Origin of the sequence: Caballeronia sp. NCF2 (assembly GCF_023631205.1) — a bacterium.
Classification (GTDB): Bacteria; Pseudomonadota; Gammaproteobacteria; order Burkholderiales; family Burkholderiaceae; genus Caballeronia; species Caballeronia zhejiangensis.
The window spans coordinates 300,438-322,828 of sequence record NZ_JALQDN010000006.1 but is presented as its reverse complement, the minus strand read 5'-3'; the positions used below and the strand labels follow the sequence as shown (position 1 = coordinate 322,828).

The window sequence follows — 22,391 nt, the reverse complement described above, 5'->3', positions numbered from 1 at the left end:
GCTGTGAGCCCATGTAACACAAACGGGCTACCGCTTCGAGCGAACGGGAGAGATCAGCTTCCGGACGCCAGATTCAATATACAAGTAACCAAAGAAAGCAGCTCGACACGCCCGCGGTCACACGCAATTTGGGTAGTCCTCTCGTCCACGGCGGCACTCGCCTAAAGACTGCCCTCAAAGGACTAACCGGGCTTGGATCGCGCACGGTCTGACGAGCTAGTTTTCCAAGGACACTGGTTCAGCACGAAAGAGCTTCGGCACAGCGCTACGCGCTGCCGCCGGCTATGCAAGGGAAACCAACGTGCGGCGATTGCAGTGAGATGGAGACGTTAGTAGAGAAGCACGCGCGGACCCGATTGACCCATCGGCCGCGAAGCGGGCCGGAGCTATTTGGTGCTGAACCAGTTTGGTGTGTGGCGAGTGAAGGCAGACCGTGCGCGAGCCAAGCCCGGTGATTGTGATGAGGGCACTCTTTAGGCGAGTGCCATCGAGAACGAGAGAACTACCCAAATTGCGTGTGACCGCGGGCCTGAAAAGCTGCTTTCTTTGCCTACTTTCTTTGCAGCAGCAAAGAAAGTAGGTGCCGCCCCGCACAGGGGCAACGTTAATAGACCGACACGAAACCGGGATCCGGCGAAAGCCGAAGCCACCGACCAAAAAAAAGAACCGCAAGCAAAGGAGACTTCCGCACATGAACTCGCTGAAGGTTCTGCTGATCGGCGCCCACGGCCGCACGGGCCGCCTCATCGCCGAGCGATTGCATCGGCAAGCCATGCCATTCCGCGCAATGCTGCGCAAATCCGCGCACAAGAGCGAGTTCGCGGCGATGGGCGCCGAAATCCTGCTAGGCGATCTCACCAACGACTTTTCTCACGCCTTCGATGACATCACGCATGTGATCTACGCAGCCGGATCGGCGGACAACGAAGGCGTCAACGAGGAACGCGCGATCGATCGCGATGCCGTCATGCGCACCGCCGATTACGCCAGGCGCCGCCGCGTGCAGCAGCTCGTCGTCGTGAGCGCGCTATCCGCACTTCATCCGGCGCGAAGCAGTTTTGCATTGCGCCATTACTCGCGGATGAAGCGCGAAGCCGACGAATACGTCGCGCATCGCGGTGTGCCGTTCGCGGTTCTTCGGCCAGGGCCTTTATCGGACGCGCCGCCGCGCGGGACCATCGCGCTCGCCGACGAACTCACTGAACACACGCCCGAAGTCGCACGCGCCGACGTCGCGCGCATCGCCGTGCGATGTGTGACGCTCGGCATCCGCGACCGATTGATCGCGTTCGTCGGCGGCGACGTGCCGATCGATACCGCGCTCGCTTCGCTCAGCGCGGTCCGTCACGCCACGCCGACGAGCCTGTAACCCACGCCCGTCTCGGTCACGATATGTTCCGGCTGCGCGGGATCGCGCTCCAGCTTCTGCCGCAGATGCGCCATGTAAATGCGCAGATAATGCGGGCTTTCGACATGCGACGGCCCCCACACTTCCACCAGCAATTGCCGATGCGTCAGCACTCGCCCCGCGTGACGCACGAGCGTCGATAGCAGCCGGTATTCGATCGGCGTCAGATGCACGTTTTCGGCGTGCTTCGTGACGCGGCGCAGCGCGAGATCGACGGTCACATCGCCGAAAGTCACGACCGGCGTCTCGCTCGCGGACGCCTGATTGCGCCGCCGCAAATGCGCGCGAATCCGCGCCATCAGCTCGGAAACGCCGAAGGGCTTCGTGAGGTAATCGTCGGCGCCGGCATCGAGCGCGGCGACTTTCTCCTCCTCCTGCGTGCGCGCCGACAGCACGATGATCGGCAGCTCGGTCCAGCCGCGCAGTTCGCGGATCACGTCGATGCCGTCGGTGTCCGGCAGGCCGAGATCGACGATCACGAGATCGGGCTTGCGCGTCGCGGCTTCGACGAGACCTTTCTGACCGGTGTCCGCTTCGTGGACCGTCATGCCCTGCGCTTCGAGCGACACGCGCACGAAGCGCCGAATCTGCTTCTCATCCTCGATCAGGACGACGGTAAAGGACGGCTCGCTCATCGGATAGCCGTCCGCGCGGTTTCGCGTCGCTTCACGGCAGAAGAATCGTCGAGCCGGTCGTCCTGCGCGCTTCGAGGTCTTCGTGCGCGCGCGCCGCTTCCGACAGCGGATAACGCTGGCGCACGTTCGTCTTCACTTTCCCCGACGACACGACATCGAACAGTTCCGCCGCCATCGTGTCGAGATCGCTGCGTTTGGCGATGTAGCTGAAAAGCGTCGGCCGCGTGAAATACAGCGAGCCGCGACCGGCCAGCTCCGACGAATCGAGCGGCGGCAACGGGCCCGACGAATTGCCGAAGCTCACGAAAAGCCCAAGCGGCGACAGGCAATCTAGCGACGCGATATACGTGTCCTTGCCGATCGAATCGTAGACGACAGGCACGCCCGCACCGTTCGTGATCTCGCGCACGCGCTGCGTGAAATTCTCGCGCGTGTAGACGATCGGATGATCGCAGCCGTGCGCCTTCGCGAGCTCGGCTTTCTCGTCGGAGCCGACCGTGCCGATCACCGTCGCGCCGAGCGCCTTCGCCCACTGACACGCGAGCATGCCGACGCCGCCCGCCGCCGCGTGGATCAGCACCGTGTCGCCCGCCTTCACGCGATACGTCCGGCGCAGCAGATATTGCGCGGTCAAACCCTGCAGCATGATCGACGCGGCATCTTCGTAGCCGATCGAATCGGGCAGCTTGACGACGTAATCCGCCGACATCACGCGCTCTTCCGCATAGGCGCCCGGCGGGCGCGACGCATAGGCGACGCGATCGCCCGGCTTGAACTGCGTGATGCCCTCGCCCACCGCCGTCACCTCGCCGGCCGCTTCCATGCCGAGGCCGCCCGGCAGCGGCATCGGATACAGGCCGGTGCGAAAGTACACGTCGATGAAATTGAGGCCCACCGCATGATGCTTCACGCGGATTTCGCCCTTGCCCGGCGCGCCCACGTCCACGTCGACCCACTTCATGACTTCGGGGCCGCCTGCCTTGTCGAATCGGATTGCCTTGGTCATCGCTCGTTCGTCTCCTTTGATCTTCAGGACGCCCGCGCGAAGCGCAGACGCAAGTCGTCGAGAATCATGCGCGCCGTCGCGATGTTGGTCGCGCACGGCACGTTGTGCACGTCGCAGGCGCGCACGAGCGCGTTGATGTCGGGCTCGTGCGGCTGCGGCGTCATCGGGTCGCGCAGGAAGATCACGATGTTCACGCGCCCTTCCGCCAGTTCCGCGCCGATCTGCAGGTCGCCGCCGTGCGGGCCGGACAGCTTGCGCTCGATCTCCAGCCCGTGCGCCGCCGCGATGCGTCCGCCGGTCGTGCCGGTCGCGACGAGATTGCATTGCGCGAGCGTGTCGACGAACTCGCCCGCCAGCGTGACGATGTCGTCCTTCTTCATGTCGTGCGCGATGAGCGCGACGCGTGTGGTCATCGGAGGCTCCGTCTCAGTAGGTGCCGGGATAAGCGCCGCCGTCGATCAGCAGATTCTGACCGGTGATGTAGCCCGCATGCACGCTGCAGAGGAACGCGCATGCCTTGCCGAATTCCTCCGATGTGCCGAAGCGGCCCGCGGGCAGGCTTTGCGCACGGCGCGCCCGCATTTCGTCGATCGAAATGTTCTGCGCCTTCGCCTGCGCTTCCATCGTCACGGCGATACGGTCGGTGTCGAACGTGCCCGGCAGGAGATTGTTGATCGTGACGCCCGTCGATGCGACCTTGCGCGCGACGCCGGCGACGAAACCGGTCAGGCCCGAGCGCGCGCCGTTCGAGAGACCCAACACGTCGATCGGCGCCTTCACCGACGAACTCGTGATGTTCACGACGCGCCCGAAGCCGCGCTCGATCATCCCGTCGATGGTCGCCTTGATGAGCTCGATCGGCGTCAGCATGTTGCCTTCGAGCGCCTTGATCCACATCTCGTGCGTGAAGGTGCGGAAGTCGCCCGGCGGCGGCCCGCCCGCGTTGTTGACGAGAATGTCCGGCGCGGGACAGGCGGCGAGCGCGGCGGCGTGGCCTTCGGGCGTCGTGATGTCGCCCGCGACGGTCGTCACGGTGACGCCGTAAGTCGAGCGGATGTGCGCTGCCGTCGCTTCGAGCGTTTCCGCCGTGCGCGCGGTGATGACGAGATTCACGCCTTCGGCGGCGAGCGCTTCGGCGCAGCCGCGTCCCAGGCCCTTGCTCGCCGCGCATACCAACGCGGTGCGGCCCGCGATTCCCATATCCATCGTCTTTCCTCCAGTTGTCTTTCGTCACAGATCGTGACGTCTTCGCGCAATTCTAGAAGAATCGGGGCAGCAACGTCGGCGGCGGAAACGCCAAGGCCCGCGCGAATCTTCTTAGGCGTGCGCGGGCTTTTGGGTAAACTGTCGCCACTGTCCGCTCCCCGAGCGTCAGAGGCAGAACATCACACGAGCAGGACGCGCCGCGCGCGAGACCCATGAAACAAGACAGCCGCTTTCCCAATCTCTTCATCACCGATCATCCGCTGATCCAGCACAAGCTCACTCACATGCGCGACAAGGACACGTCGACGCGCACGTTCCGCGAACTGCTGCGCGAAATCACGCTGCTGATGGGCTACGAAATCACGCGCAATCTGCCGCTTACGACCAAGCGCGTGGAAACGCCGCTCGTCGGGATCGACGCGCCGGTGATCGCCGGCAAGAAGCTCGCGATCGTGCCGGTGCTGCGCGCGGGCATCGGCATGTCGGACGGCCTGCTGGATCTCGTGCCCTCGGCGCGTGTCGGGCATATCGGCGTGTATCGCGCGGACGATCATCGTCCGGTCGAGTATCTCGTGCGTCTGCCACCCGATCTCGAAGAGCGCGTCTTCATTCTGTGCGATCCGATGGTCGCGACGGGCTACTCGGCGGTGCACGCCGTCGACGTGATGAAGCGCCGCAACGTGCAAGCCGAAAACATCATTTTCGTCGCACTGGTCGCCGCGCCCGAGGGCGTGAAGGTGTTCCAGGACGCGCATCCGGATGTGAAGCTGTATGTCGCGTCGCTCGATTCGCATCTGAACGAGCATGCGTATATCGTTCCGGGTCTCGGCGACGCGGGCGACCGTCTCTTCGGCACGAGGAATTAAGCGTTCGCCGGAACCATTCCAGCCGCCGCGCGATTCTGCGCGGCGGTTTGCGTTTACGGCTTCGTTCGCGCGAATTCCACGCGATTCGACGGAATTTCGCACGGTTTGCGCCGATTTTCGCGTTCCGGCCCGTGCCACACGGCATTGAGAGCGCACGACGCCATGCTAAAATTTCGGTCTGTTCCTATTCGGGTCAGGCCGGATCAAAACGATCCCCGAGCGAACCCGACCGCGGCCGAGCAGCGCGCGGCAGACAGACACATTCAGCACGACAGCACACTAGGCGCCCGGCAGGTCCGCGCGCGATGGAGAAAGGTAATGGCGGGTCATTCGAAATGGGCCAACATCAAGCATAAGAAAGCCGCGGCCGACGCGAAGAAAGGCAAGGTCTGGACGCGCCTCATCAAGGAAATCCAGGTCGCGGCGCGCATGGGCGGCGGCGAGATCGATTCAAACCCGCGGCTGCGCCTCGCCGTCGACAAGGCCTACGACGCCAACATGCCGAAGGACAACATCAACCGCGCGATCCAGCGCGGCACCGGCGGCGTCGATGGCGCGAACTACGAGGAAATCCGCTACGAAGGCTACGGTATCGGCGGCGCGGCGATCATCGTCGACACGATGACGGACAACCGCACCCGCACCGTCGCGGAAGTGCGCCACGCGTTCTCGAAGTTCGGCGGCAACATGGGCACGGACGGGTCGGTGTCGTTCATGTTCGATCACGTCGGCCAGTTCCTGTTCGCGCCCGGCACGCCGGAAGACAAGCTGATGGACGCCGCGCTCGAAGCCGGCGCGGACGACGTCGTGACGAACGAGGACGGCAGCATCGAAGTGGTCTGCCCGCCGAACGATTTCCAGAAGGTGAAGGACGCGCTCGAAGCCGCGGGCTTCAAGGCGGAACTCGCCGAAGTGACGATGAAACCGCAGACGGAAGTCGAATTCAGCGGCGACGACGCAGTGAAAATGCAAAAACTGCTCGACGCGCTCGAAAATCTCGACGACGTGCAGGAAGTCTATACAAACGCCGCGATCAACGAAGACTGAGCTTTCCGAGCTTCGTAGCGCAGGGGCGCGGCGGCATCGAAATCCGCCGCGGCCTCGCATGGAACATCTTTCGCTTCGGCTGCCATGCCGGAGCAGCGCCGCACGGCCTTCGCGGCGCGGCATCGCCCGAGGAAGGCGCGTGACGCAGCCGATGTCAGCGCGAGCCGCCTTCGCGACGCCATGACGAGTGTCATACGCGCGCTTTACGGTCGATGCGCCCGCCGCTTTTTCTCAAGCCGCTTTTTGTCAGGATTTCGGGGATTCACATGAAGTTACTCGTCGTCGGTTCCGGCGGCCGCGAACATGCGCTGGCCTGGAAGCTCGCGCAATCGCCGCGCGTGCAGATCGTCTATGTCGCGCCGGGCAACGGCGGCACCGCGCAGGACGAGCGCCTGCGCAACGTCGACATCACGGATCCGGCGGAACTCGCCGATTTCGTCGAGAAGGAACATGTCGCGTTCACGCTCGTAGGGCCGGAACAGCCGCTCGCCGCGGGCATCGTCAATCTGTTCCGCTCGCGCGGGCTGAAAATCTTCGGCCCGAGCAAGGAAGCCGCGCAGCTCGAAAGCTCGAAGGACTTCGCGAAGGCGTTCATGAAGCGCCACAACATTCCGACCGCCGAATACGAGACGTTTTCCGAGCTCGCCGCCGCGCACGCCTACATCGACGCCAAAGGCGCGCCGATCGTCATCAAGGCGGACGGCCTCGCCGCCGGCAAGGGCGTCGTCGTCGCGATGACGCTGGAAGAAGCGCACGCCGCCGTCGATTCGATGCTCGCCGACAACAAGCTCGGCGACGCCGGCGCGCGCGTGGTGATCGAGGAGTTTCTGGCGGGCGAGGAAGCGAGCTTCATCGTGATGGTCGACGGCAAGCACGTCCTGCCGCTCGCGTCGAGCCAGGACCACAAGCGCCTGCTCGACGGCGACAAGGGCCCGAACACCGGCGGCATGGGCGCGTACTCGCCCGCGCCGATCGTCACGCCGCAACTGCACGCGCGCGTGATGCGCGAAATCATCCAGCCGACGGTGCGCGGCATGGAAAGCGAAGGCATCCGCTTTACCGGTTTCCTGTACGCCGGCCTGATGATCGACGCGAACGGCAATCCGAAAACGCTGGAATTCAACTGCCGCATGGGCGACCCCGAGACGCAGCCGATCATGGCGCGCCTGAAGGGCGATTTCTCGAAGGTCGTGGAAATGGCGATCGACGGCAAGCTCGACACCGTCGATCTGGACTGGGACCGCCGCACCGCGCTCGGCGTGGTGCTCGCGGCCCATAACTATCCGGATACGCCGCGCAAGGACGACCGCATCAGCGGCATTCCCGCGGAAACCGAGAATTCGGTCACTTTCCATGCCGGCACGACGCTCACCGACGGCAAGCTCACGACCTCGGGCGGGCGCGTGCTGTGCGTCGTCGGCCTGGCGGATTCCGTGCGCGGCGCGCAATCCGTGGTCTACGATACAGTCAACCAGATCTCGTTCGACGGCATGCAGTATCGGCGCGACATCGGCTATCGCGCGCTGAATCGCAAGCAGACGGCGGAAAAACCCGGCGACAAGCACTGACACGGCGCGGCGCACGCCGCCCAAGCACCCGCGCTGCCGGACCTCGTGTCCGGCAGCGTGCTTTTGAGAGTTTCGATACGAAGGGTTAACCCCTGCCATTCAAGGCCGCCCACAGGGGCGCACGCAGCAATCGATGAGTGAACCGAACCGCAGCGCGGAACAACGCACACAATCCGACGCAGCCCACGATATCGCCGCCGTTCGCGATTATCTGAGGGGCCTGCAGACGCGCATCGCCGATGCGCTCGGCGCCTTCGACGGCACCGCCTTCGCTACCGACGCCTGGACCCGCGAGCCCGGCGCGCATCTGCGCGGCGGCGGCGTGACGCGCATCCTCGAAGGCGGCGGATTCTTCGAGCGCGGCGGCATCGGCTTTTCGGATGTGCAAGGCGACGCGCTGCCGCCCTCGGCGAGCGCGGCGCGTCCGCAACTCGCCGGACGCGGTTTCGAGGCGCTCGGCGTCTCGCTCGTCATGCATCCGCGCAATCCGCACTGCCCGACCGTGCACATGAACGTGCGTATGCTCACGGCGACCAAAGACGGCGAAGCGCCGATCTTCTGGTTCGGCGGCGGCATGGATCTCACGCCGATCTACGGCTACGAGGAAGACGCGCGCCATTTCCATCAGGTTTGCCGCGATTCGCTCGATCCGTTCGGCGCGGAGTTGTATCCGCGTTTCAAGACCTGGTGCGACGAGTACTTCTATTTGAAGCATCGCAACGAGCAGCGCGGCATCGGCGGAATTTTCTTCGACGATTTCTCGGAGCCGGGTTTCGAGCGCTCGTTCGCGATGATGCGAAGCGTCGGCGATGCGTTCCTGAAGGCGTATCTGCCGGTCATCGAACGACGCCGCGACACGCCATACACGGAGCGCGAGCGCGAGTTTCAGGCGTATCGGCGCGGGCGTTATGTCGAGTTCAATCTCGTGTTCGACCGCGGCACGCACTTCGGCCTGCAAAGCGGCGGACGCACCGAATCGATTCTGATGTCGATGCCGCCCGTCGCGAACTGGCGCTATGACTGGAAGCCCGCGCCCGGCACGCCGGAAGCGCGGCTGTACGAAGACTTTCTGGTGCGCCGGGAATGGCTGTGACGCCCTGCGCCAAGCGCGTCGGCCTGCTCGGCGGCACATTCGATCCGATCCACAACGGGCATCTCGCGCTCGCGCGGCGCTTCGTCGAGTTGCTGCAACTGACCGAGCTCGTACTGCTGCCCGCCGGACAGCCGTGGCAGAAGGCGGGCGTATCGGCGCCGGAACATCGGCTGGCGATGACGCGTGCGGCGGCGGCATCGCTTTCGCTCGATGGCGTGCAGATCGTCGTCGCCACCGATGAGATCGACCGCCACGGCGACACGTACACCGTCGACACGCTCGCGCACTGGCGCGAGCGCGAAGGCGCGGACGCGTCGATCACGCTGTTGATGGGCGCGGACCAGTTGGTCAAGCTCGATTCGTGGCATCAGTGGAAGCGGCTCTTCGACTACGCGCACATTTGCGTGGAAACGCGCGCCGGCTTCGACGTCGCGACGCTGCCCGCCCCGGTCGCGGCCGAATTCGAAGCGCGCCGCGCATCGCCCGACGTTTTGCGCGGGAGTCCGCACGGTCACATGCACATCGACGAAATGCTGCTACTCGACGTATCCGCCACGGCGATCCGCGAAGAAGCGCGTTCGATGAACGGTGCGACCGACGCCCGCGCGCAGGTCCCATCCGCCGTATGGGACTATATTGTTCAACATCACCTGTACCAGACATCGTAACTATGGAACTTCAGAAGCTGCAACGCGCGATCATCGACGGTCTCGAAGACGTCAAGGCGCAAGACATCAAAGTGTTCAACACGACCCATCTGACGTCGCTGTTCGACCGCGTGGTCGTGGCGAGCGGCACGTCCAACCGCCAGACCAAGGCGCTCGCCAACAGCGTGCGCGAGAAGGTCAAGGAAGCGGGCGGCGACATCGTCAGCACGGAAGGCGAAGAGATCGGCGAATGGGTGCTGGTCGACTGCGGCGACGCGGTCGTGCACATCCTGCAACCCGCTCTGCGTCAGTACTACAACCTCGAGGAAGTCTGGGGCGACAAGCCCGTGCGCGTGAAGCTCCAAAGGCCGAACATGTTCGGCGGCGCGAGCGTCACCGCCGATGAAGACGAGGACGACGAAGACGACGCGCCCGCCGTCAAACGTCCCGCGCGGAAGACCGTGCGCAAGCACTGACACCGCTTCGTTTCATGAAGCTGGTCATCCTCGCCGTCGGACACAAGATGCCCGACTGGATCACGAATGGCTTCGACGAATACGCGAAGCGCATGCCGCCCGAACTGCGCATCGAGCTCAAAGAGATCAAGCCGGAACAGCGCTCGTCGGGACGCAATGCCGAGAGCGTGATGGCGGCCGAAAAGCAGCGCATCGAAGCCGCCTTGCCGAAGAACGCGCGCGTGGTCGCACTCGACGAACGCGGCCGCGACTGGACCACGATGCAACTCGCGAACGCCCTGCCCGGCTGGCAGCAGGACGGGCGCGACGTCGCGTTCGTGATCGGCGGCGCGGACGGGCTGCATCCGGAGGTGAAATCGCGCGCGGAACTGATGCTGCGCATTTCGAGCCTGACGTTGCCGCATGGCATGGTGCGCGTGCTGCTCGCCGAACAGCTTTACCGCGCGTGGAGCATCACGCAGAATCATCCCTATCATCGCGCTTGAGGGTGCTTCGACGCTGGATCGAATGCCCCGCGCGTCATTCGAATCCACATCACGATGCCGACTCATCCCTACGTTTATCTCGCCTCGCAAAGCCCACGCCGTCAGGAGTTGCTTCTTCAACTGGGCGTGCAGTTCGAACTCCTTCTTCCCCGTGCCGATGAAAACGCCGAAGCGCTCGAAGCCGAGTTGCCCGGCGAAGCCGCCGATGCGTACGTCGTGCGCGTGTGCGCGTTAAAGGCAAAGGCCGCGCGCGCGCGATTGCTCGCCGGCGGCTTCGCGTCCGCGCCGATTCTCGTCGCCGATACGACCGTCACCATCGACGGGCTGATTCTCGGCAAGCCGCTTCACGAAGAAGACGCCGTCGCGATGCTCGAACGCCTCGCAGGCCGCGAGCATGAAGTGCTGACGGCGCTCGCCGTCGTCGATGCCGATGGCGCGTTGCTGGAACCCGCGCTCTCGCGCTCGCAAGTGCGTTTTTCGAACGTCGACCGTGCTGCGCTGCAACGCTACGCGGCATCGGGCGAGCCGCTCGGCAAGGCGGGCGCGTACGGCATTCAGGGCCGCGCGGCCGAGTTCATCGAGCGAATCGACGGGTCCTATTCGGGTATCATGGGTCTGCCCCTTTTCGAAACCGCTGCTCTCTTGCGCCTGGCGCGCGTCGCATTCTAAACAGGCCATGAACGAAGAAATCCTGATCAACGTCACACCCCAGGAAAGCCGCGTCGCACTGGTTCAGCAAGGCGCCGTTCAGGAGCTTCACGTCGAGCGCACGCTTTCGCGCGGGCGCGTCGGCAACGTCTATCTCGGCAAGGTCGTGCGCGTGCTGCCGGGCATGCAGTCCGCGTTCATCGACATCGGTCTCGAGCGCGCCGCGTTTCTTCATGTGGCGGATATCTGGCATCCGCGCATCGCGGGCGAGCCGCATAACTCACAGCCGCACACGCCGATCGAAAAGATCGTCTTCGAAGGTCAGTCGCTGATGGTGCAGGTCGTGAAAGACCCGATCGGCACCAAGGGCGCGCGCCTGTCGACGCAGGTGAGCATCGCGGGACGCACGCTGGTGTATCTGCCGCAGGAGCCGCATATCGGCATCTCCCAGAAGATCGAGAGCGAAGCGGAGCGCGAGGCCGTGCGCGCGCGACTGACCGCCGTCCTGCCCGCCGACGAGAAAGGCGGCTACATCGTGCGGACCATCGCCGAAGACGCGACGAGCGAAGAACTCGCGGCCGACGTGGCCTACTTGCGCAAGACCTGGGCGACGATCGTCGCGCAAGCGCAGCGCGTGCCACCCACCACGCTGCTCTATCAGGATCTGAACCTCGCGCAACGCGTGCTGCGCGATTTCGTCAACGACGAAACCACGCGTATTCAGGTCGATTCGCGCGAGACGTTTCAAATGCTCGCGGATTTCGCCGCGGAGTTCACGCCGGCGGTGGCGTCGCGTCTGCATCATTACACCGGCGAGCGGCCGCTCTTCGATCTGTACAACATCGAGGCGGAGATTCAGCGGGCGCTGTCGCGGCGCGTCGATCTGAAGTCGGGCGGCTATCTGATGATCGACCAGACCGAAGCGATGACGACCATCGACGTGAATACGGGCGGGTATGTCGGCGCGCGCAACTTCGACGACACGATCTTCAAGACCAATCTCGAAGCTGCGCATACGATCGCGCGGCAACTTCGTTTGAGGAATCTCGGCGGGATCATCATCATCGATTTCATCGACATGGAGAATGTCGAGCATCGCGATCAGGTGCTGGGCGAGCTGAAGAAGGCGCTCTCGCGCGACAGAACGCGCGTGACCGTGAATGGCTTTTCGCAGCTCGGGCTCGTCGAGATGACGCGAAAGCGCACGCGCGAGTCACTGGCTCACGTGCTGTGCGAGCCGTGTCCGGTGTGTCAGGGCAAAGGTCAGGTGAAGACGCCGCGCACCGTCTGCTACGACGTGCTGCGCGAAATCATGCGCGAGTCGCGGCAATTCAATCCGCGCGAGTTTCGCGTGGTGGCTTCGCAGCAGGTGATCGATCTGTTTCTGGAAGAGGAATCGCAGCATCTGGCGATGCTGATGGACTTCATCGGGAAGCCGGTTTCGCTGCAGGTGGAGAGTAATTTATCGCAAGAGCAATACGACATCGTGTTGATGTAGCCTCGCCCAAAGTCATTCGAGCGAGGCCGACTGCCTCACGCCGCCTGCTGCTGATACTGAATCCGATGCAGATGCGCGTACAAGCCGTCCTTGCGCAGCAACTCCGCATGACTGCCCTGCTCCGCGATCTTCCCCGCTTCCATCACGAGGATGCGGTCGGCGCGCTCGATCGTCGAGAGCCGGTGCGCGATGACGAGCGTCGTGCGTCCTTTCATCAGCGTCTCGAGCGCCGACTGCACGTGCCGCTCCGATTCCGAGTCCAGCGCCGAGGTCGCCTCGTCGAGAATCAGGATCGGCGCGTCCTTGTAGATCGCGCGCGCGATCGCGAGACGCTGGCGCTGCCCGCCCGACAGACGCATGCCGTTGCCGCCGACGAGCGTGTTGATCCCGTCCGGCAAGGACGCGACGACATCCGCGAGATTCGCCGCCGTCAGCGCCGACATCACGCGTTCGGGGTCCGGCGTCTGCCCGTACGCGACATTCGCGGCGATCGTATCGTTGAAGAGCACGACGTCCTGGCTGACCATCGCGAGCTGGCCGCGCAGGTCGTGCAGGTTGTACTCGCTGATGGGCACGCCATCGACGAGCAACTGGCCGGCGCGCGGATCGAAGAAGCGCGGCAGTAGATTCACGAGCGTCGTCTTGCCGCTACCAGAGGGGCCCGCGAGCGCGACCATCTCGCCCGGCGCGACCTTGAACGACACGCGATCGAGCGTCGGCCGGTCGACCGAGCCATAGCTGAACGACACGTCGCGGAATTCGACTTCGCCGCGCGCGCGTTCGAGACGCCGGCCGCCGCCAGCGGGCTCGGCCGGCTCGTCGATCAGGCCGAAGATCAGCTCGGCCGCCGTCATGCCGCGCTGCAAGGGCTGATTGATGTCGATCAGATGCTTGAGCGGCGAGATCACGAGCAGCATCGACGTGACGAACGCGACGAAGCCGCCGACCGTCGTCTGATCGTTGGCCGATTGTACGACCGCGATCGTGATGACGATGGCGAGCGCGATCGATGCGAGAAACTGCGTAAGCGGCTGCGCGAGACCACCCGAGACTTGCATGCGCATCGAGTAGCCGCGCAACCGCTGGCTCATCTCCGTGAAGCGGTCGATTTCGTACGGCTCGCCGTTGTGCACCTTGACGACTTTGTAGCCGCCGACCGTCTCCTCGACGATATACGACAGATCGTTCGTCAACGACTGATGCTCGCGATTCAGGCGCCGCAGCCGGCGGTTGATCTTGCTGACGAGCCAGCCGATCGCCGGCAGGATCACCGCGACGATCAGCGTGAGCCGCCAGTTGAGGATGAACAGATAGCCGAGCAGGAACACGACCGTGAGCGAATCGCGCACGAGCGTCACGACCACGCTCTGCAGCACGCTCAGAATCTGATTGACCTCGAAGACGATCGCGTTGATGACCGTGCTCGCGGTTTCGCGCTGAAAGAAGCCCGCGCTCGTATGGATCATGCGCTGGAACATTTCGAGCCGCAGTTGCAGCAGGATCTTGTTCGTCACGTAGGAGAGAAAATAGCCCGATGCGTATTGTGCCCCGCCGCGCACCAGCGCAAGGCCGATGACCGCTGCGGGCACGAGCCATTTCGCATGATCGCTGCTCTTCGAGCCGAAACCATGGTCGAGCAGCGGCTTGAGCAACATCGGAATGCCGGCCTCGGTCGCGGCGACGATGCCCATCGTCAGCAGGCCTAGCATCACCATGCCGAGCAGCGGACGGATATACGGCCATAGCCGTTTCATGACGGCCATGGGCGAGCTGCTTTCCTCGCCGCCGATCGGTTTGCGCAAACTTGCCTGGTTGTTCAAGAGCGTATCTCCACTTCGCACGGCGCCGGAATCGCTTGTCGCGCAAGGTTTGTTGGTTTCGTCATCAGCCAGGACGGCTCGCCGATCAGCCGATCGGACCGCGGCCCGGGTTGCCTTGCGGCTGGCGCGTGTCGTGTGTGATGACCGCGAGCAGCACGGCCCAGAAAAGCGCGATGAGCGCCGTGCTCATCACCACCGTGAACACGTCGATGCTCAAACCGAAGATGATAACCGACCCCGACACCGCGATCCCGCAATAGGCGGCCGTCGAAACGTCCCGTTGCGGCGATTTCCGATAGCGCACGAAATACAGAAGCGGCCCGAAGTAGAGCAAGGCCAGACAGACGACGCCCACCGCGCCGAGTTCGGATATCGTCGAAAAGAACTCGCTATGCGCGCGCTGATTGACGATGAAGCCCGGAACTTCGCCCTTGTTCGCCATCTCTTTCAGCGACGCCTCCAGATGCCCCTTACCGACGCCCAGCAGCGGATGCGCCTCGAACAGATGGATCGACGCGCGCCAGAGCTGCAAACGTGCACCGATGGAACTGTAGGCGCCCGAGCCTTCCGAAAGCATCACGAGATCCGAGCGCGTCGCCATCACGCGTTCGCGGCCGAGCGGCGACGCGAGCAAGGCGGACATCGCCACGATCGCGACCAGCAACGCGGCGAGCCAATGTCGCCGCCGCCTGATCCAGCCGAAATTGAGCGAGCACAGCACGAGGAACAGCGGGATCGCGAGCCATCCGCCGCGCGTGCCGGACAAGTAGGATGCATACACGCCGCCCGCGAGCCCCAGAAGCTTGATCGCAATACCGACGCGTTTTACGAGCACGTTGGGGTAGTCGTCCCAGCGCATCGTCATCACTGAGAGAAAGCCGAGCAGGAGCGCCGTATTGCCGTAGGGAATCGGATTCGTATAGTCGTTGCCGAGACGATTGAGATCGTTGATCGTCATGTGCAGGTTGCTGTCGACGGCCCAGAGGCCCGCGCCGATCGCGCCCAGCGCGCAACCCCAGCCGAGCGCCTTCAGGTAGCGGACCGGGAGATTCACGAGCAGCAGAAAAATAGGCAGGCTCAGCGCCAGACGCGAAAGGCCGTCGAATTCACGCGGCAGATAGTAGCCTTCGATCGCCTGTTGCAGCGGCAGATAAACCATGAAGCACAGCATGGCTGCGGTGTACCACGGATAAGCGGTGACGAGCAGACCGCCCTTCAGCCGAAACGGCTTGCTGAATCCGGCAAAGAGCGCAATAGCGAGCAACAGGAAAAAGCAGTAACCGGTTCCACCGCGCACGATCAGTGTGGTCGCGGGCGCCAGCAAAACCATGCCGGCGATGACATAACGCAGAATTTTTTCCAAATCGATGAACCTGACATGGGTTCGACCGGCCGTTCCGGTCGCGCGCCCCGAAAACCCGCGATATTATAGCCGTTGCCGCCTGGCACGCTCTTCGCTCACGGAACGCCTGACTCGCGCCGGGAAGGCATGCCGGTCATTCCATGCGTTGTGAATCCGAAATGCCAGCGACACCTAAAACAGAGCCGGACGCACCGCTCGCCAGCCTCCTGCTCATCACGTTCAATCAGGAAGAAACCGTCGCCGACGCCATCCGCGGCGCGCTGGCCCAAACCTGGACGCCGCTCGAAATCCTCATTTCCGACGACGCCTCCGCCGACGGCACCTTCTCTGTCGCCGAACGCTGCGTGCGCGATTATCGCGGCCCGCACACCGTGCGCCTCTATCGCAACGAGAAGAATCTCGGCATCAGCGCGCATCTGAGCGCGCTCGCGGCACGCGCATCGGGGGAAATGCTCTTCATCGCGGCGGGAGACGATATCTCCCGCCCCGAGCGCGTCGAGCGCGTGATGCGCGACTGGCTCGCGAGCGACAGGCGCTACGACCTCGTCGCGACGGACCTGCAGGATATCGACGCCGACGGCAATGCGCACGGCGTGCTGCGCGTGACCGACCTCGACGGCTACCGCAGCTTCGAAGACTGGTCGCGGAACCGGCCGCACGTCGTCGGCGCGGCGCATGCCTGGGCGCGGCGTCTCTTCAACGAATTCGGGCCGATCGCGCCCGGCATCTACGGTGAGGACCAGATCATGACGTTTCGCGCGATCATGAGTCACGGCGCTCATACGCTGCATGAACCGCTCGTGCAGTACCGGCGCGGCGGACTGTCGAGAAAGCGCAAATGGCGCACGCCCGCGGATTTCGTCGCGCGCATCAAGCTGGCGAACGTCAACGGTGCGGGCGAAACGAGCCAGCTCGTGAGCGATGCCGAGAAAGTGGGCGTCGGCGGCCCGATGCGCGCGCTGCTCGCGAAGAAGTCCGCGCGCGAAAGCTATGTCAGCGCGATGTTCGGCGAGCGCTCGCTCGCGCGCAAGCTCGCGCTCGTCATGGCGTCGAAAGACGTGGACTTCGGCTTTCGCGTCAAAATGTTCGTCTATGCGACGTGTCCGTGGCTGCTTTCCCCGTTCTTCTTCGTGAAGTGGCATGTGCGCGGATGAGCGCGCGAGCGTCGCGCCCGGCAGAACAACAAGGCGCTAGCGCCACTCGAAAGGCACCATGACATTTCCAACCCTCGGCATCGCCATCATCACCCACAACGCGGCCGCGCGGCTCGCGCAATGCCTGCAGGCCGTTTCCTTCGCCGATGAAATCGTCGTCGTCGACGGCGGCAGCAGCGATGCGACCGTGGGCATCGCCGAGGCGCATCGCGCGCGCGTGATCGTGGCGCGCGACTGGCCAGGCTTCGGCCCGCAGAAGAACCGCGCGCTCGACGCGCTCTCGACCGACTGGGTGCTGTCCATCGACGCCGACGAGATCGTGTCGCCCGAACTGGCCGCTTCGATCCGCGCCGCGATCACCGATCCGCAAGCCGACGTCTACGCGGTCGACCGCCTGTCGAGCTTCTGCGGCACATGGGTGAAGCACAGCGGCTGGTATCCCGACTGGATTCCGCGCCTGTTCCGGCGCGGCACGGCGCGCTTCTCGCCCGATCTCGTGCACGAGCGGCTCGTGCTGTCGACCGGCAAGCCCGTCGTGCGCCTTTCCGGCAAGCTGATGCACTACTCCTACGAGGATTTCGAAGCGGTATTGCGCAAGCTCGACGCCTACTCGACGGCGGGTGCGCAACAACGCCACGCGGCCGGAAAGCGCGGCAGCTTCGGCATCGCGGTGTCGCGCGGCGCGTGGGCGTTCGTGCGGACTTATGTGCTGCGCCGCGGCTTTCTGGACGGCAAAACCGGCTTCATGATCGCGCTATTCAACGCGCAGACGGTCTACTACCGGTTCCTGAAGTTGGCGCATCTCAACGAAGCGCGCTGATTGGCTCAGCGCTTCGCATCGATGTCACGCGCGAGATCAAGCAAAGCGCGCACATGCGACTCGACGCTCGCGTCATAGCGCACGGCGCCGGCTAGCGCGCGCGGGGCGTCGCGCCTCGCTTCGATCGCCTCCTGCACCGTGCGGCGCAGATCGTCGGCGTCGCCAGGTTTGAAGACGTGCTTCGCGTGATCTGCAATGGCGTCGCAACAGCCGATGCACGCCGGGAAGATCACCGGCGTCCCGGACATCACCGATTCGATGCCGACGAGTCCGAATGGCTCGTAGCTCGACGCAAGAATGGTGAAATCCGCCGCGCGATACGCATCTTCGATGTTCTTCGCGTAGCCGACATAGCGCACGTTCGCTGCCGGCTTCTCGGGCGCGCGGCCCGCGACGGCGATCACGACGTTCATCCCGGCGAGCGCCTTCTCGATCAGCGGCAAGCCCTTGCGCTCGTGGCTGCTCGACGGAAACAGCAGCACGGTTTCATCCGGTTCGAAGCCGAACTGCTCGCGCAGACGCGCACGCGCAGCGGCACCGACGGGCGAAAATCGCGCGCCGTCGACGGGCGGATAAAGCACGCGAATCTTGCGGATATCCACGCCATACAACGCGCGCAACTCGTCGCTCATCATGTCCGAATGCGCGACGACCACGTTCGCGTGCGCGTATTGACGCCGCTCCAGTGCGATCTGCCGCGTGTCCGAGGGTTTCTCGCGCCGCCCGGTCGCGCGCAGGAAGCCGAGATGGGTGCCGCCGCAAATGGCGATCTCGGAACCTTCCACGCGATTGCAGCCGATGAGCACGTCGACCTTCGCCTTCTTGCGCGCACGCTTCAGCGCCCACGAGAAATACGCGTCGCGCAGCTTGCCCGGCAGAAACGACACCTTGATGCGATGCGGCTCGATCAATCGGCTTTCGGGCAGCGACGTGTCGATCTTGCGGGCGAAAAACGCGGGCTTGCGCTTGCCTTCGAAGCCCGCGGCGGCGAGGCCGCGCACGAGATCCATCGCGTAGCGTTCGAGTCCGCCGGAATGCTTGAGCGCATTCGCCGAAATGCCGATCCGCATCAGTAGACGATTTCGATCGCGCTGCCCGCGAATTCGCCGCGCAGCGCCGTGATGAGATCGTCGGTCGGCTTCACGCGCCACGCGTCGCCGAGGCGCACTTCGCCTTCGGCATGCTCGCTGCGATAGACGATGCTCACGTTCAGGCCGTTCGGAATCGGCGCGCTTTGACGCTGGCGGCCGTTCTCCTTCACGGGCATGGGCGGCGGCGCTTCCTGCGCGCCCGCCGCATGCGCTTCGAGCACGCGGCGCAGGCGCAAGGCATCGGCGTTGCCGTTCATCTCGACCTTGACCGACTGCGCGTAGCGGCTGCGCGCGCGTTCGAGGTCCATCGCCGTATCGACGGTGAAACGGATGCCGCCCGTGAACGCGTCGTTGCGCGCCATGCCCTGCACGACGAGCAGCTCGTCTTCCTTGAAGAGCGCCTTGTTCGCTTCGAACTGCTCGTTGAAGACGGTGACTTCGCATTGGCCGCTGCCATCGTCGAGATTCACGATCAGCATCTTGCCGCGCTGGGTCATCTGCGTGCGCATGGCGGAGATCACGCCCGCGATGAGCTTGTCGCGCCCTTCCTTTAGCTCGCCGATCTTCTGGCGCACGAAGCGGCGCACTTCACCCTTGTAGGCATCGAACAGATGGCCCGACAGATAGAAGCCGAGCGCGGTCTTTTCTTCCTGCAGACGCTTCTTGTCGGACCACTCGGCTTCGTCGACGTACTCGTGCTTCGCGAGCGGCGCGTCGCCCATGTCGAAGAGGCCGGCTTGCATTGCGTTGGCGGCGGCCTGATCGGCGGCTTCCATCGCCATCGGGACGGAGGCGAGCAACTGCGCGCGATTCGCGTGAATCGAATCGAACGCGCCCGCGCGGATCAGCGCTTCCACCGTGCGCCGATTCACGACACGACGGTCGATGCGCTCGCAGAAGTCGAACAGATCGACGAACGGGCCGTCTTCGCGCGCACGCAGAATCTCTTCGATTGCGTTCTGGCCGCTGCCTTTCACCGCACCCAGGCCGTAGCGAATGGTTTTCGAGCGCTTGCCATCGGCTTCCGCGACCGGTTCGAAGCGATACGCCGACTGGTTGATATCGGGCGGCAAAACCGCCATGCCGTTCGCCAGGCAGTCTTCGAACAGGATCTTGACCTTGTCCGTGTCGTCCATGGCGAGCGACATGTTGGCGGCCATGAATTCCGCCGGATGATGCGCCTTCAGCCACGCCGTGTGATACGCGAGCAACGCATACGCCGCCGCGTGCGACTTGTTGAAGCCGTAGCCGGCGAACTTCTCCATCAGGTCGAAGGTCTCGTCCGCCTTCTCGCGCGTGAGGCCGTTCTTCGCCGCGCCTTCCGCGAAAATCTCGCGATGCTTGGCCATTTCCTCGGGCTTTTTCTTGCCCATCGCGCGACGCAGCAAGTCCGCGCCGCCGAGCGAGTAGCCGCCGATGATCTGCGCCATCTGCATCACCTGCTCCTGATAGACCATGATGCCGTAGGTCTCTTTCAGAACAGGTTCGACGCGCGGATCCGGATATTCGACGATCTCGCGCCCGTGCTTGCGCGCGCAGAAGCTCGGGATCAGGTCCATCGGGCCCGGCCGATACAACGCCACCAACGCGATGATGTCCTCGAAGCGGTCCGGCTGCGCGTCCTTCAGCATGCCCTGCATGCCGCGGCTTTCCAGCTGGAACACGGCGACGGTGTTCGCTTTCTTCAATATCTGGAACGAGGCCGGATCGTCGAGCGGAACCTGCGCGAGGCTCCAGTCCTTCTTCGACGGATCGAGGCGGCGAATATAGCGCTCCGCCCAGTCCAGAATCGTCAGCGTGGTGAGGCCCAAAAAGTCGAACTTCACGAGGCCGACGGCTTCGACGTCGTCCTTGTCGTACTGACTGACGACGCCGCCGTCTTCGCCTTGCGTGTAGAGCGGGCAGAAGTCCGTGAGCTTGCCCGGCGCGATCAGCACGCCGCCCGCGTGCATGCCGACGTTACGCGTCAACCCTTCAACGCGCTGCGCGAGTTCGAGCAGTTGATGCACTTCGTCTTCGGAATCGAAGCGTTCCTGAAGCGTGGGCTCTTCCTTCATCGCGTCCGCGATGGTCACGTGCTTGCCCGGCTTGAACGGAATCAGCTTCGCGACGCCGTCGGTGAACATGTAGCCGAGATCGAGCACGCGGCCGATGTCGCGCACCGCCGCCTTCGCCGCCATCGTGCCGAAGGTCGCGATCTGCGACACGGCATCCGCGCCGTACTTGCCCTTCACGTACTGAATGACGCGGTCGCGCCCTTCCTGACAGAAGTCGATGTCGAAGTCGGGCATCGACACGCGTTCCGGGTTCAGGAAGCGCTCGAACAGCAGGTTGTAGCGCAGCGGATCGAGATCGGTGATGCCGAGCGCGTACGCGACGAGCGAACCCGCGCCCGAGCCCCGCCCCGGACCGACCGGCACGCCATTGTTCTTCGCCCACATGATGAAGTCGGCGACGATCAGGAAGTAGCCCGGAAAGCCCATCTTGATGATCGTGCCGCATTCGAAATCGAGGCGCGCGTAGTACGTTTCGCGCTGCGCGCTGCGTTCGGCTTCATCGGGATAAAGCTGTTGCAGACGGACTTCGAGGCCTTCCTTCGACAACTGCACGAGGTAGTCGTCGAGCGACATGCCGTCGGGCGTCGGGAACAGCGGCAGCTTCGGCTTGCCGAGTTCGAGCGTCAGATTGCAGCGCTTCGCGATCTCGACAGTGTTCGCGAGCGCCGACGGAATGTCCGCGAAAAGCGCGCACATCTCGTCCTGCGTGCGGAAATACTGGTCCTGCGTGAAGCGCTTCTGCCGACGCGGATTCGCGAGGATATCGCCTTCGGAAATGCACACGCGCGCTTCGTGCGCGGTGAAGTCGTCGGGCGTCATGAACTGCATCGGATGCGTCGCGACGACCGGCAGCTTCAGCTTCGCCGCGAGCTTGACCGCTTCCTGCACGTAAGCCTGCTCGCCCGGCTGACCGGCGCGCTGCAGTTCGATGTAGAACGCGTTCGGAAAGAGCTTCGTCCAGCGCTCGGCGTTGCGTTGCGCGGATTGCACGTTGCCCGCCGCGAGCGCCATGCCGATATCTCCGCCCTGCGCGCCCGAAAGCGCGAGCAGTCCCGTTGCGAGCCCTTCTTCGAGCCATTCGACCATCACCTCGGCGCGGCCGCGATACTGGTTCGTGAGCCACGCGCGGCTCAACAGCTCGCACAGGTTGAGGTAGCCCTGTTTGTCGCGAACGAGTAACAGGAGGCGCGAAGGCTTGTCGCGATCGGCGGGATTGGTAATCCAGACGTCGCAACCGGCGATGGGCTTCACGCCCATGCCGCGCGCTTCCTTATAGAAGCGCACGAGACCGAATGCGTTGCCGAGATCGGTCAGCGCGAGCGCGCCTTGCCCGTCTTTTGCGGCAGCCTTGACGACGTCGTCCAGCCGCACGATGCCGTCGGCGATCGAGAATTCGGAGTGGACGCGGAGATGAACGAAGCGGGGATCTGACATGGCGGTATTGTACATGCGGGCCATCGGCTGAACCGGCGCCGAAGGGCGCGTTAGCCGAACGGATAAGGC

20 protein-coding genes are annotated in these 22,391 nt (G+C 64.1%); 12 read left to right on the top strand and 8 right to left on the bottom strand.

The window, feature by feature from the left end; all coding sequences use genetic code 11:
* Nucleotides 1-691: 691 nt before the first annotated feature.
* A complete protein-coding gene (locus NCS02_RS04980) occupies nucleotides 692-1,369 on the top strand; it encodes an SDR family oxidoreductase (protein WP_008350614.1) in 678 nt (225 codons plus the stop codon).
* Here NCS02_RS04980 and kdpE read toward each other — a convergent pair.
* From kdpE to NCS02_RS04960, 4 genes are read right to left on the bottom strand one after another with little or no spacing between them, the layout of a single operon-like run.
* Nucleotides 1,345-2,043 (bottom strand): two-component system response regulator KdpE, encoded by a 699-nt coding sequence (kdpE, locus tag NCS02_RS04975; protein WP_008350616.1) that lies wholly within the window; start codon nucleotides 2,041-2,043, stop codon nucleotides 1,345-1,347. The genes NCS02_RS04980 and kdpE overlap by 25 nt on opposite strands.
* Nucleotides 2,044-2,074: 31 nt before the next feature.
* Nucleotides 2,075-3,049, bottom strand: a complete 975-nt coding sequence (locus NCS02_RS04970) for a quinone oxidoreductase family protein (RefSeq protein WP_008350618.1) — start codon at nucleotides 3,047-3,049, stop codon at nucleotides 2,075-2,077.
* A 23-nt stretch (nucleotides 3,050-3,072) separates the two neighbouring features.
* Entirely contained in the window at nucleotides 3,073-3,462 is a 390-nt protein-coding gene (locus NCS02_RS04965) for a methylglyoxal synthase (RefSeq protein ID WP_008350620.1), read from the bottom strand.
* Nucleotides 3,463-3,475: 13 nt separating this feature from the next.
* Nucleotides 3,476-4,255, bottom strand: a complete 780-nt coding sequence (locus tag NCS02_RS04960; protein WP_008350622.1) for an SDR family oxidoreductase — start codon at nucleotides 4,253-4,255, stop codon at nucleotides 3,476-3,478.
* Between the two features lie 212 nt (nucleotides 4,256-4,467).
* Between NCS02_RS04960 and upp the strand changes: the two genes are divergently transcribed.
* From upp to rng, 9 genes are all read left to right on the top strand, one after another.
* A complete protein-coding gene (gene upp, locus NCS02_RS04955) occupies nucleotides 4,468-5,121 on the top strand; it encodes a uracil phosphoribosyltransferase (protein WP_008350624.1) in 654 nt (217 codons plus the stop codon).
* 318 nt (nucleotides 5,122-5,439) lie between these two features.
* Complete coding sequence (locus NCS02_RS04950) at nucleotides 5,440-6,168, top strand: YebC/PmpR family DNA-binding transcriptional regulator (protein WP_008350627.1); 729 nt, start codon at nucleotides 5,440-5,442, stop codon at nucleotides 6,166-6,168.
* Between the two features lie 266 nt (nucleotides 6,169-6,434).
* Entirely contained in the window at nucleotides 6,435-7,736 is a 1,302-nt protein-coding gene (gene purD, locus NCS02_RS04945; RefSeq protein WP_008350628.1) for a phosphoribosylamine--glycine ligase, read from the top strand.
* 133 nt (nucleotides 7,737-7,869) lie between these two features.
* Nucleotides 7,870-8,829, top strand: coding sequence for an oxygen-dependent coproporphyrinogen oxidase (gene hemF, locus NCS02_RS04940; RefSeq protein WP_008350629.1), 960 nt, complete (start codon nucleotides 7,870-7,872; stop codon nucleotides 8,827-8,829).
* Entirely contained in the window at nucleotides 8,820-9,497 is a 678-nt protein-coding gene (locus NCS02_RS04935; RefSeq protein ID WP_008350630.1) for a nicotinate-nucleotide adenylyltransferase, read from the top strand. Before hemF ends, NCS02_RS04935 begins: the two co-directional genes overlap by 10 nt.
* 2 nt (nucleotides 9,498-9,499) lie before the next feature.
* The gene (gene rsfS / locus NCS02_RS04930) at nucleotides 9,500-9,952 is read left to right on the top strand and encodes a ribosome silencing factor (protein ID WP_008350631.1); all 453 of its coding nucleotides are present in this window, start codon (nucleotides 9,500-9,502) and stop codon (nucleotides 9,950-9,952) included.
* 14 nt (nucleotides 9,953-9,966) lie between these two features.
* Nucleotides 9,967-10,437 carry a 23S rRNA (pseudouridine(1915)-N(3))-methyltransferase RlmH gene (rlmH, locus tag NCS02_RS04925; protein WP_008350632.1) on the top strand — a complete coding sequence of 157 codons (471 nt, stop codon included), beginning with the start codon at nucleotides 9,967-9,969 and terminating at the stop codon, nucleotides 10,435-10,437.
* A 54-nt stretch (nucleotides 10,438-10,491) separates the two neighbouring features.
* Nucleotides 10,492-11,106 (top strand): Maf family protein, encoded by a 615-nt coding sequence (locus tag NCS02_RS04920; protein WP_008350633.1) that lies wholly within the window; start codon nucleotides 10,492-10,494, stop codon nucleotides 11,104-11,106.
* Nucleotides 11,107-11,113: 7 nt separating this feature from the next.
* Nucleotides 11,114-12,583, top strand: coding sequence for a ribonuclease G (rng, locus tag NCS02_RS04915; RefSeq protein WP_008350634.1), 1,470 nt, complete (start codon nucleotides 11,114-11,116; stop codon nucleotides 12,581-12,583).
* Nucleotides 12,584-12,618: 35 nt separating this feature from the next.
* Here rng and msbA read toward each other — a convergent pair whose 3' ends face one another.
* Together msbA and NCS02_RS04905 are read right to left on the bottom strand one after the other, a co-directional pair.
* Nucleotides 12,619-14,346, bottom strand: a complete 1,728-nt coding sequence (gene msbA / locus NCS02_RS04910) for a lipid A export permease/ATP-binding protein MsbA (protein WP_372492573.1) — start codon at nucleotides 14,344-14,346, stop codon at nucleotides 12,619-12,621.
* Between the two features lie 142 nt (nucleotides 14,347-14,488).
* Complete coding sequence (locus tag NCS02_RS04905; protein WP_034471231.1) at nucleotides 14,489-15,766, bottom strand: O-antigen ligase family protein; 1,278 nt, start codon at nucleotides 15,764-15,766, stop codon at nucleotides 14,489-14,491.
* A 158-nt stretch (nucleotides 15,767-15,924) separates the two neighbouring features.
* On the opposite strand from NCS02_RS04905, the gene NCS02_RS04900 reads away from it, so the two are divergent.
* Complete coding sequence (locus tag NCS02_RS04900) at nucleotides 15,925-16,920, top strand: glycosyltransferase family 2 protein (protein WP_250519343.1); 996 nt, start codon at nucleotides 15,925-15,927, stop codon at nucleotides 16,918-16,920.
* A 58-nt stretch (nucleotides 16,921-16,978) separates the two neighbouring features.
* Nucleotides 16,979-17,740 (top strand): glycosyltransferase family 2 protein, encoded by a 762-nt coding sequence (locus tag NCS02_RS04895; RefSeq protein WP_008350638.1) that lies wholly within the window; start codon nucleotides 16,979-16,981, stop codon nucleotides 17,738-17,740.
* 5 nt (nucleotides 17,741-17,745) lie between these two features.
* On the opposite strand, the gene NCS02_RS04890 is transcribed toward NCS02_RS04895, so the two are convergent.
* Both NCS02_RS04890 and dnaE read right to left on the bottom strand, forming a co-directional pair.
* A complete protein-coding gene (locus NCS02_RS04890; RefSeq protein WP_250434306.1) occupies nucleotides 17,746-18,810 on the bottom strand; it encodes a glycosyltransferase family 4 protein in 1,065 nt (354 codons plus the stop codon).
* A complete protein-coding gene (dnaE, locus tag NCS02_RS04885) occupies nucleotides 18,810-22,337 on the bottom strand; it encodes a DNA polymerase III subunit alpha (RefSeq protein WP_033536668.1) in 3,528 nt (1,175 codons plus the stop codon). The genes NCS02_RS04890 and dnaE overlap by 1 nt, the downstream gene beginning before the upstream one ends.
* Between the last annotated feature and the right edge of the window lie 54 nt (nucleotides 22,338-22,391).

Bases quoted from the DNA above. Each gene is read 5' to 3' on its own strand.
- rng (WP_008350634.1), top strand. From the start codon at position 11,114: ATGAACGAAGAAATCCTGATCAACGTCACACCCCAGGAAAGCCGCGTC.
- NCS02_RS04895 (WP_008350638.1), top strand. From the start codon at position 16,979: ATGACATTTCCAACCCTCGGCATCGCCATCATCACCCACAACGCGGCC.
- rlmH (WP_008350632.1), top strand. From the start codon at position 9,967: ATGAAGCTGGTCATCCTCGCCGTCGGACACAAGATGCCCGACTGGATC.
- kdpE (WP_008350616.1), bottom strand. From the start codon at position 2,043: ATGAGCGAGCCGTCCTTTACCGTCGTCCTGATCGAGGATGAGAAGCAG.
- hemF (WP_008350629.1), top strand. From the start codon at position 7,870: ATGAGTGAACCGAACCGCAGCGCGGAACAACGCACACAATCCGACGCA.
- NCS02_RS04960 (WP_008350622.1), bottom strand. From the start codon at position 4,255: ATGGATATGGGAATCGCGGGCCGCACCGCGTTGGTATGCGCGGCGAGC.
- purD (WP_008350628.1), top strand. From the start codon at position 6,435: ATGAAGTTACTCGTCGTCGGTTCCGGCGGCCGCGAACATGCGCTGGCC.
- dnaE (WP_033536668.1), bottom strand. From the start codon at position 22,337: ATGTACAATACCGCCATGTCAGATCCCCGCTTCGTTCATCTCCGCGTC.
- NCS02_RS04920 (WP_008350633.1), top strand. From the start codon at position 10,492: ATGCCGACTCATCCCTACGTTTATCTCGCCTCGCAAAGCCCACGCCGT.
- NCS02_RS04965 (WP_008350620.1), bottom strand. From the start codon at position 3,462: ATGACCACACGCGTCGCGCTCATCGCGCACGACATGAAGAAGGACGAC.
- NCS02_RS04980 (WP_008350614.1), top strand. From the start codon at position 692: ATGAACTCGCTGAAGGTTCTGCTGATCGGCGCCCACGGCCGCACGGGC.
- NCS02_RS04890 (WP_250434306.1), bottom strand. From the start codon at position 18,810: ATGCGGATCGGCATTTCGGCGAATGCGCTCAAGCATTCCGGCGGACTC.
- NCS02_RS04900 (WP_250519343.1), top strand. From the start codon at position 15,925: ATGCCAGCGACACCTAAAACAGAGCCGGACGCACCGCTCGCCAGCCTC.
- NCS02_RS04935 (WP_008350630.1), top strand. From the start codon at position 8,820: ATGGCTGTGACGCCCTGCGCCAAGCGCGTCGGCCTGCTCGGCGGCACA.
- rsfS (WP_008350631.1), top strand. From the start codon at position 9,500: ATGGAACTTCAGAAGCTGCAACGCGCGATCATCGACGGTCTCGAAGAC.
- NCS02_RS04950 (WP_008350627.1), top strand. From the start codon at position 5,440: ATGGCGGGTCATTCGAAATGGGCCAACATCAAGCATAAGAAAGCCGCG.
- msbA (WP_372492573.1), bottom strand. From the start codon at position 14,346: ATGGCCGTCATGAAACGGCTATGGCCGTATATCCGTCCGCTGCTCGGC.
- upp (WP_008350624.1), top strand. From the start codon at position 4,468: ATGAAACAAGACAGCCGCTTTCCCAATCTCTTCATCACCGATCATCCG.
- NCS02_RS04970 (WP_008350618.1), bottom strand. From the start codon at position 3,049: ATGACCAAGGCAATCCGATTCGACAAGGCAGGCGGCCCCGAAGTCATG.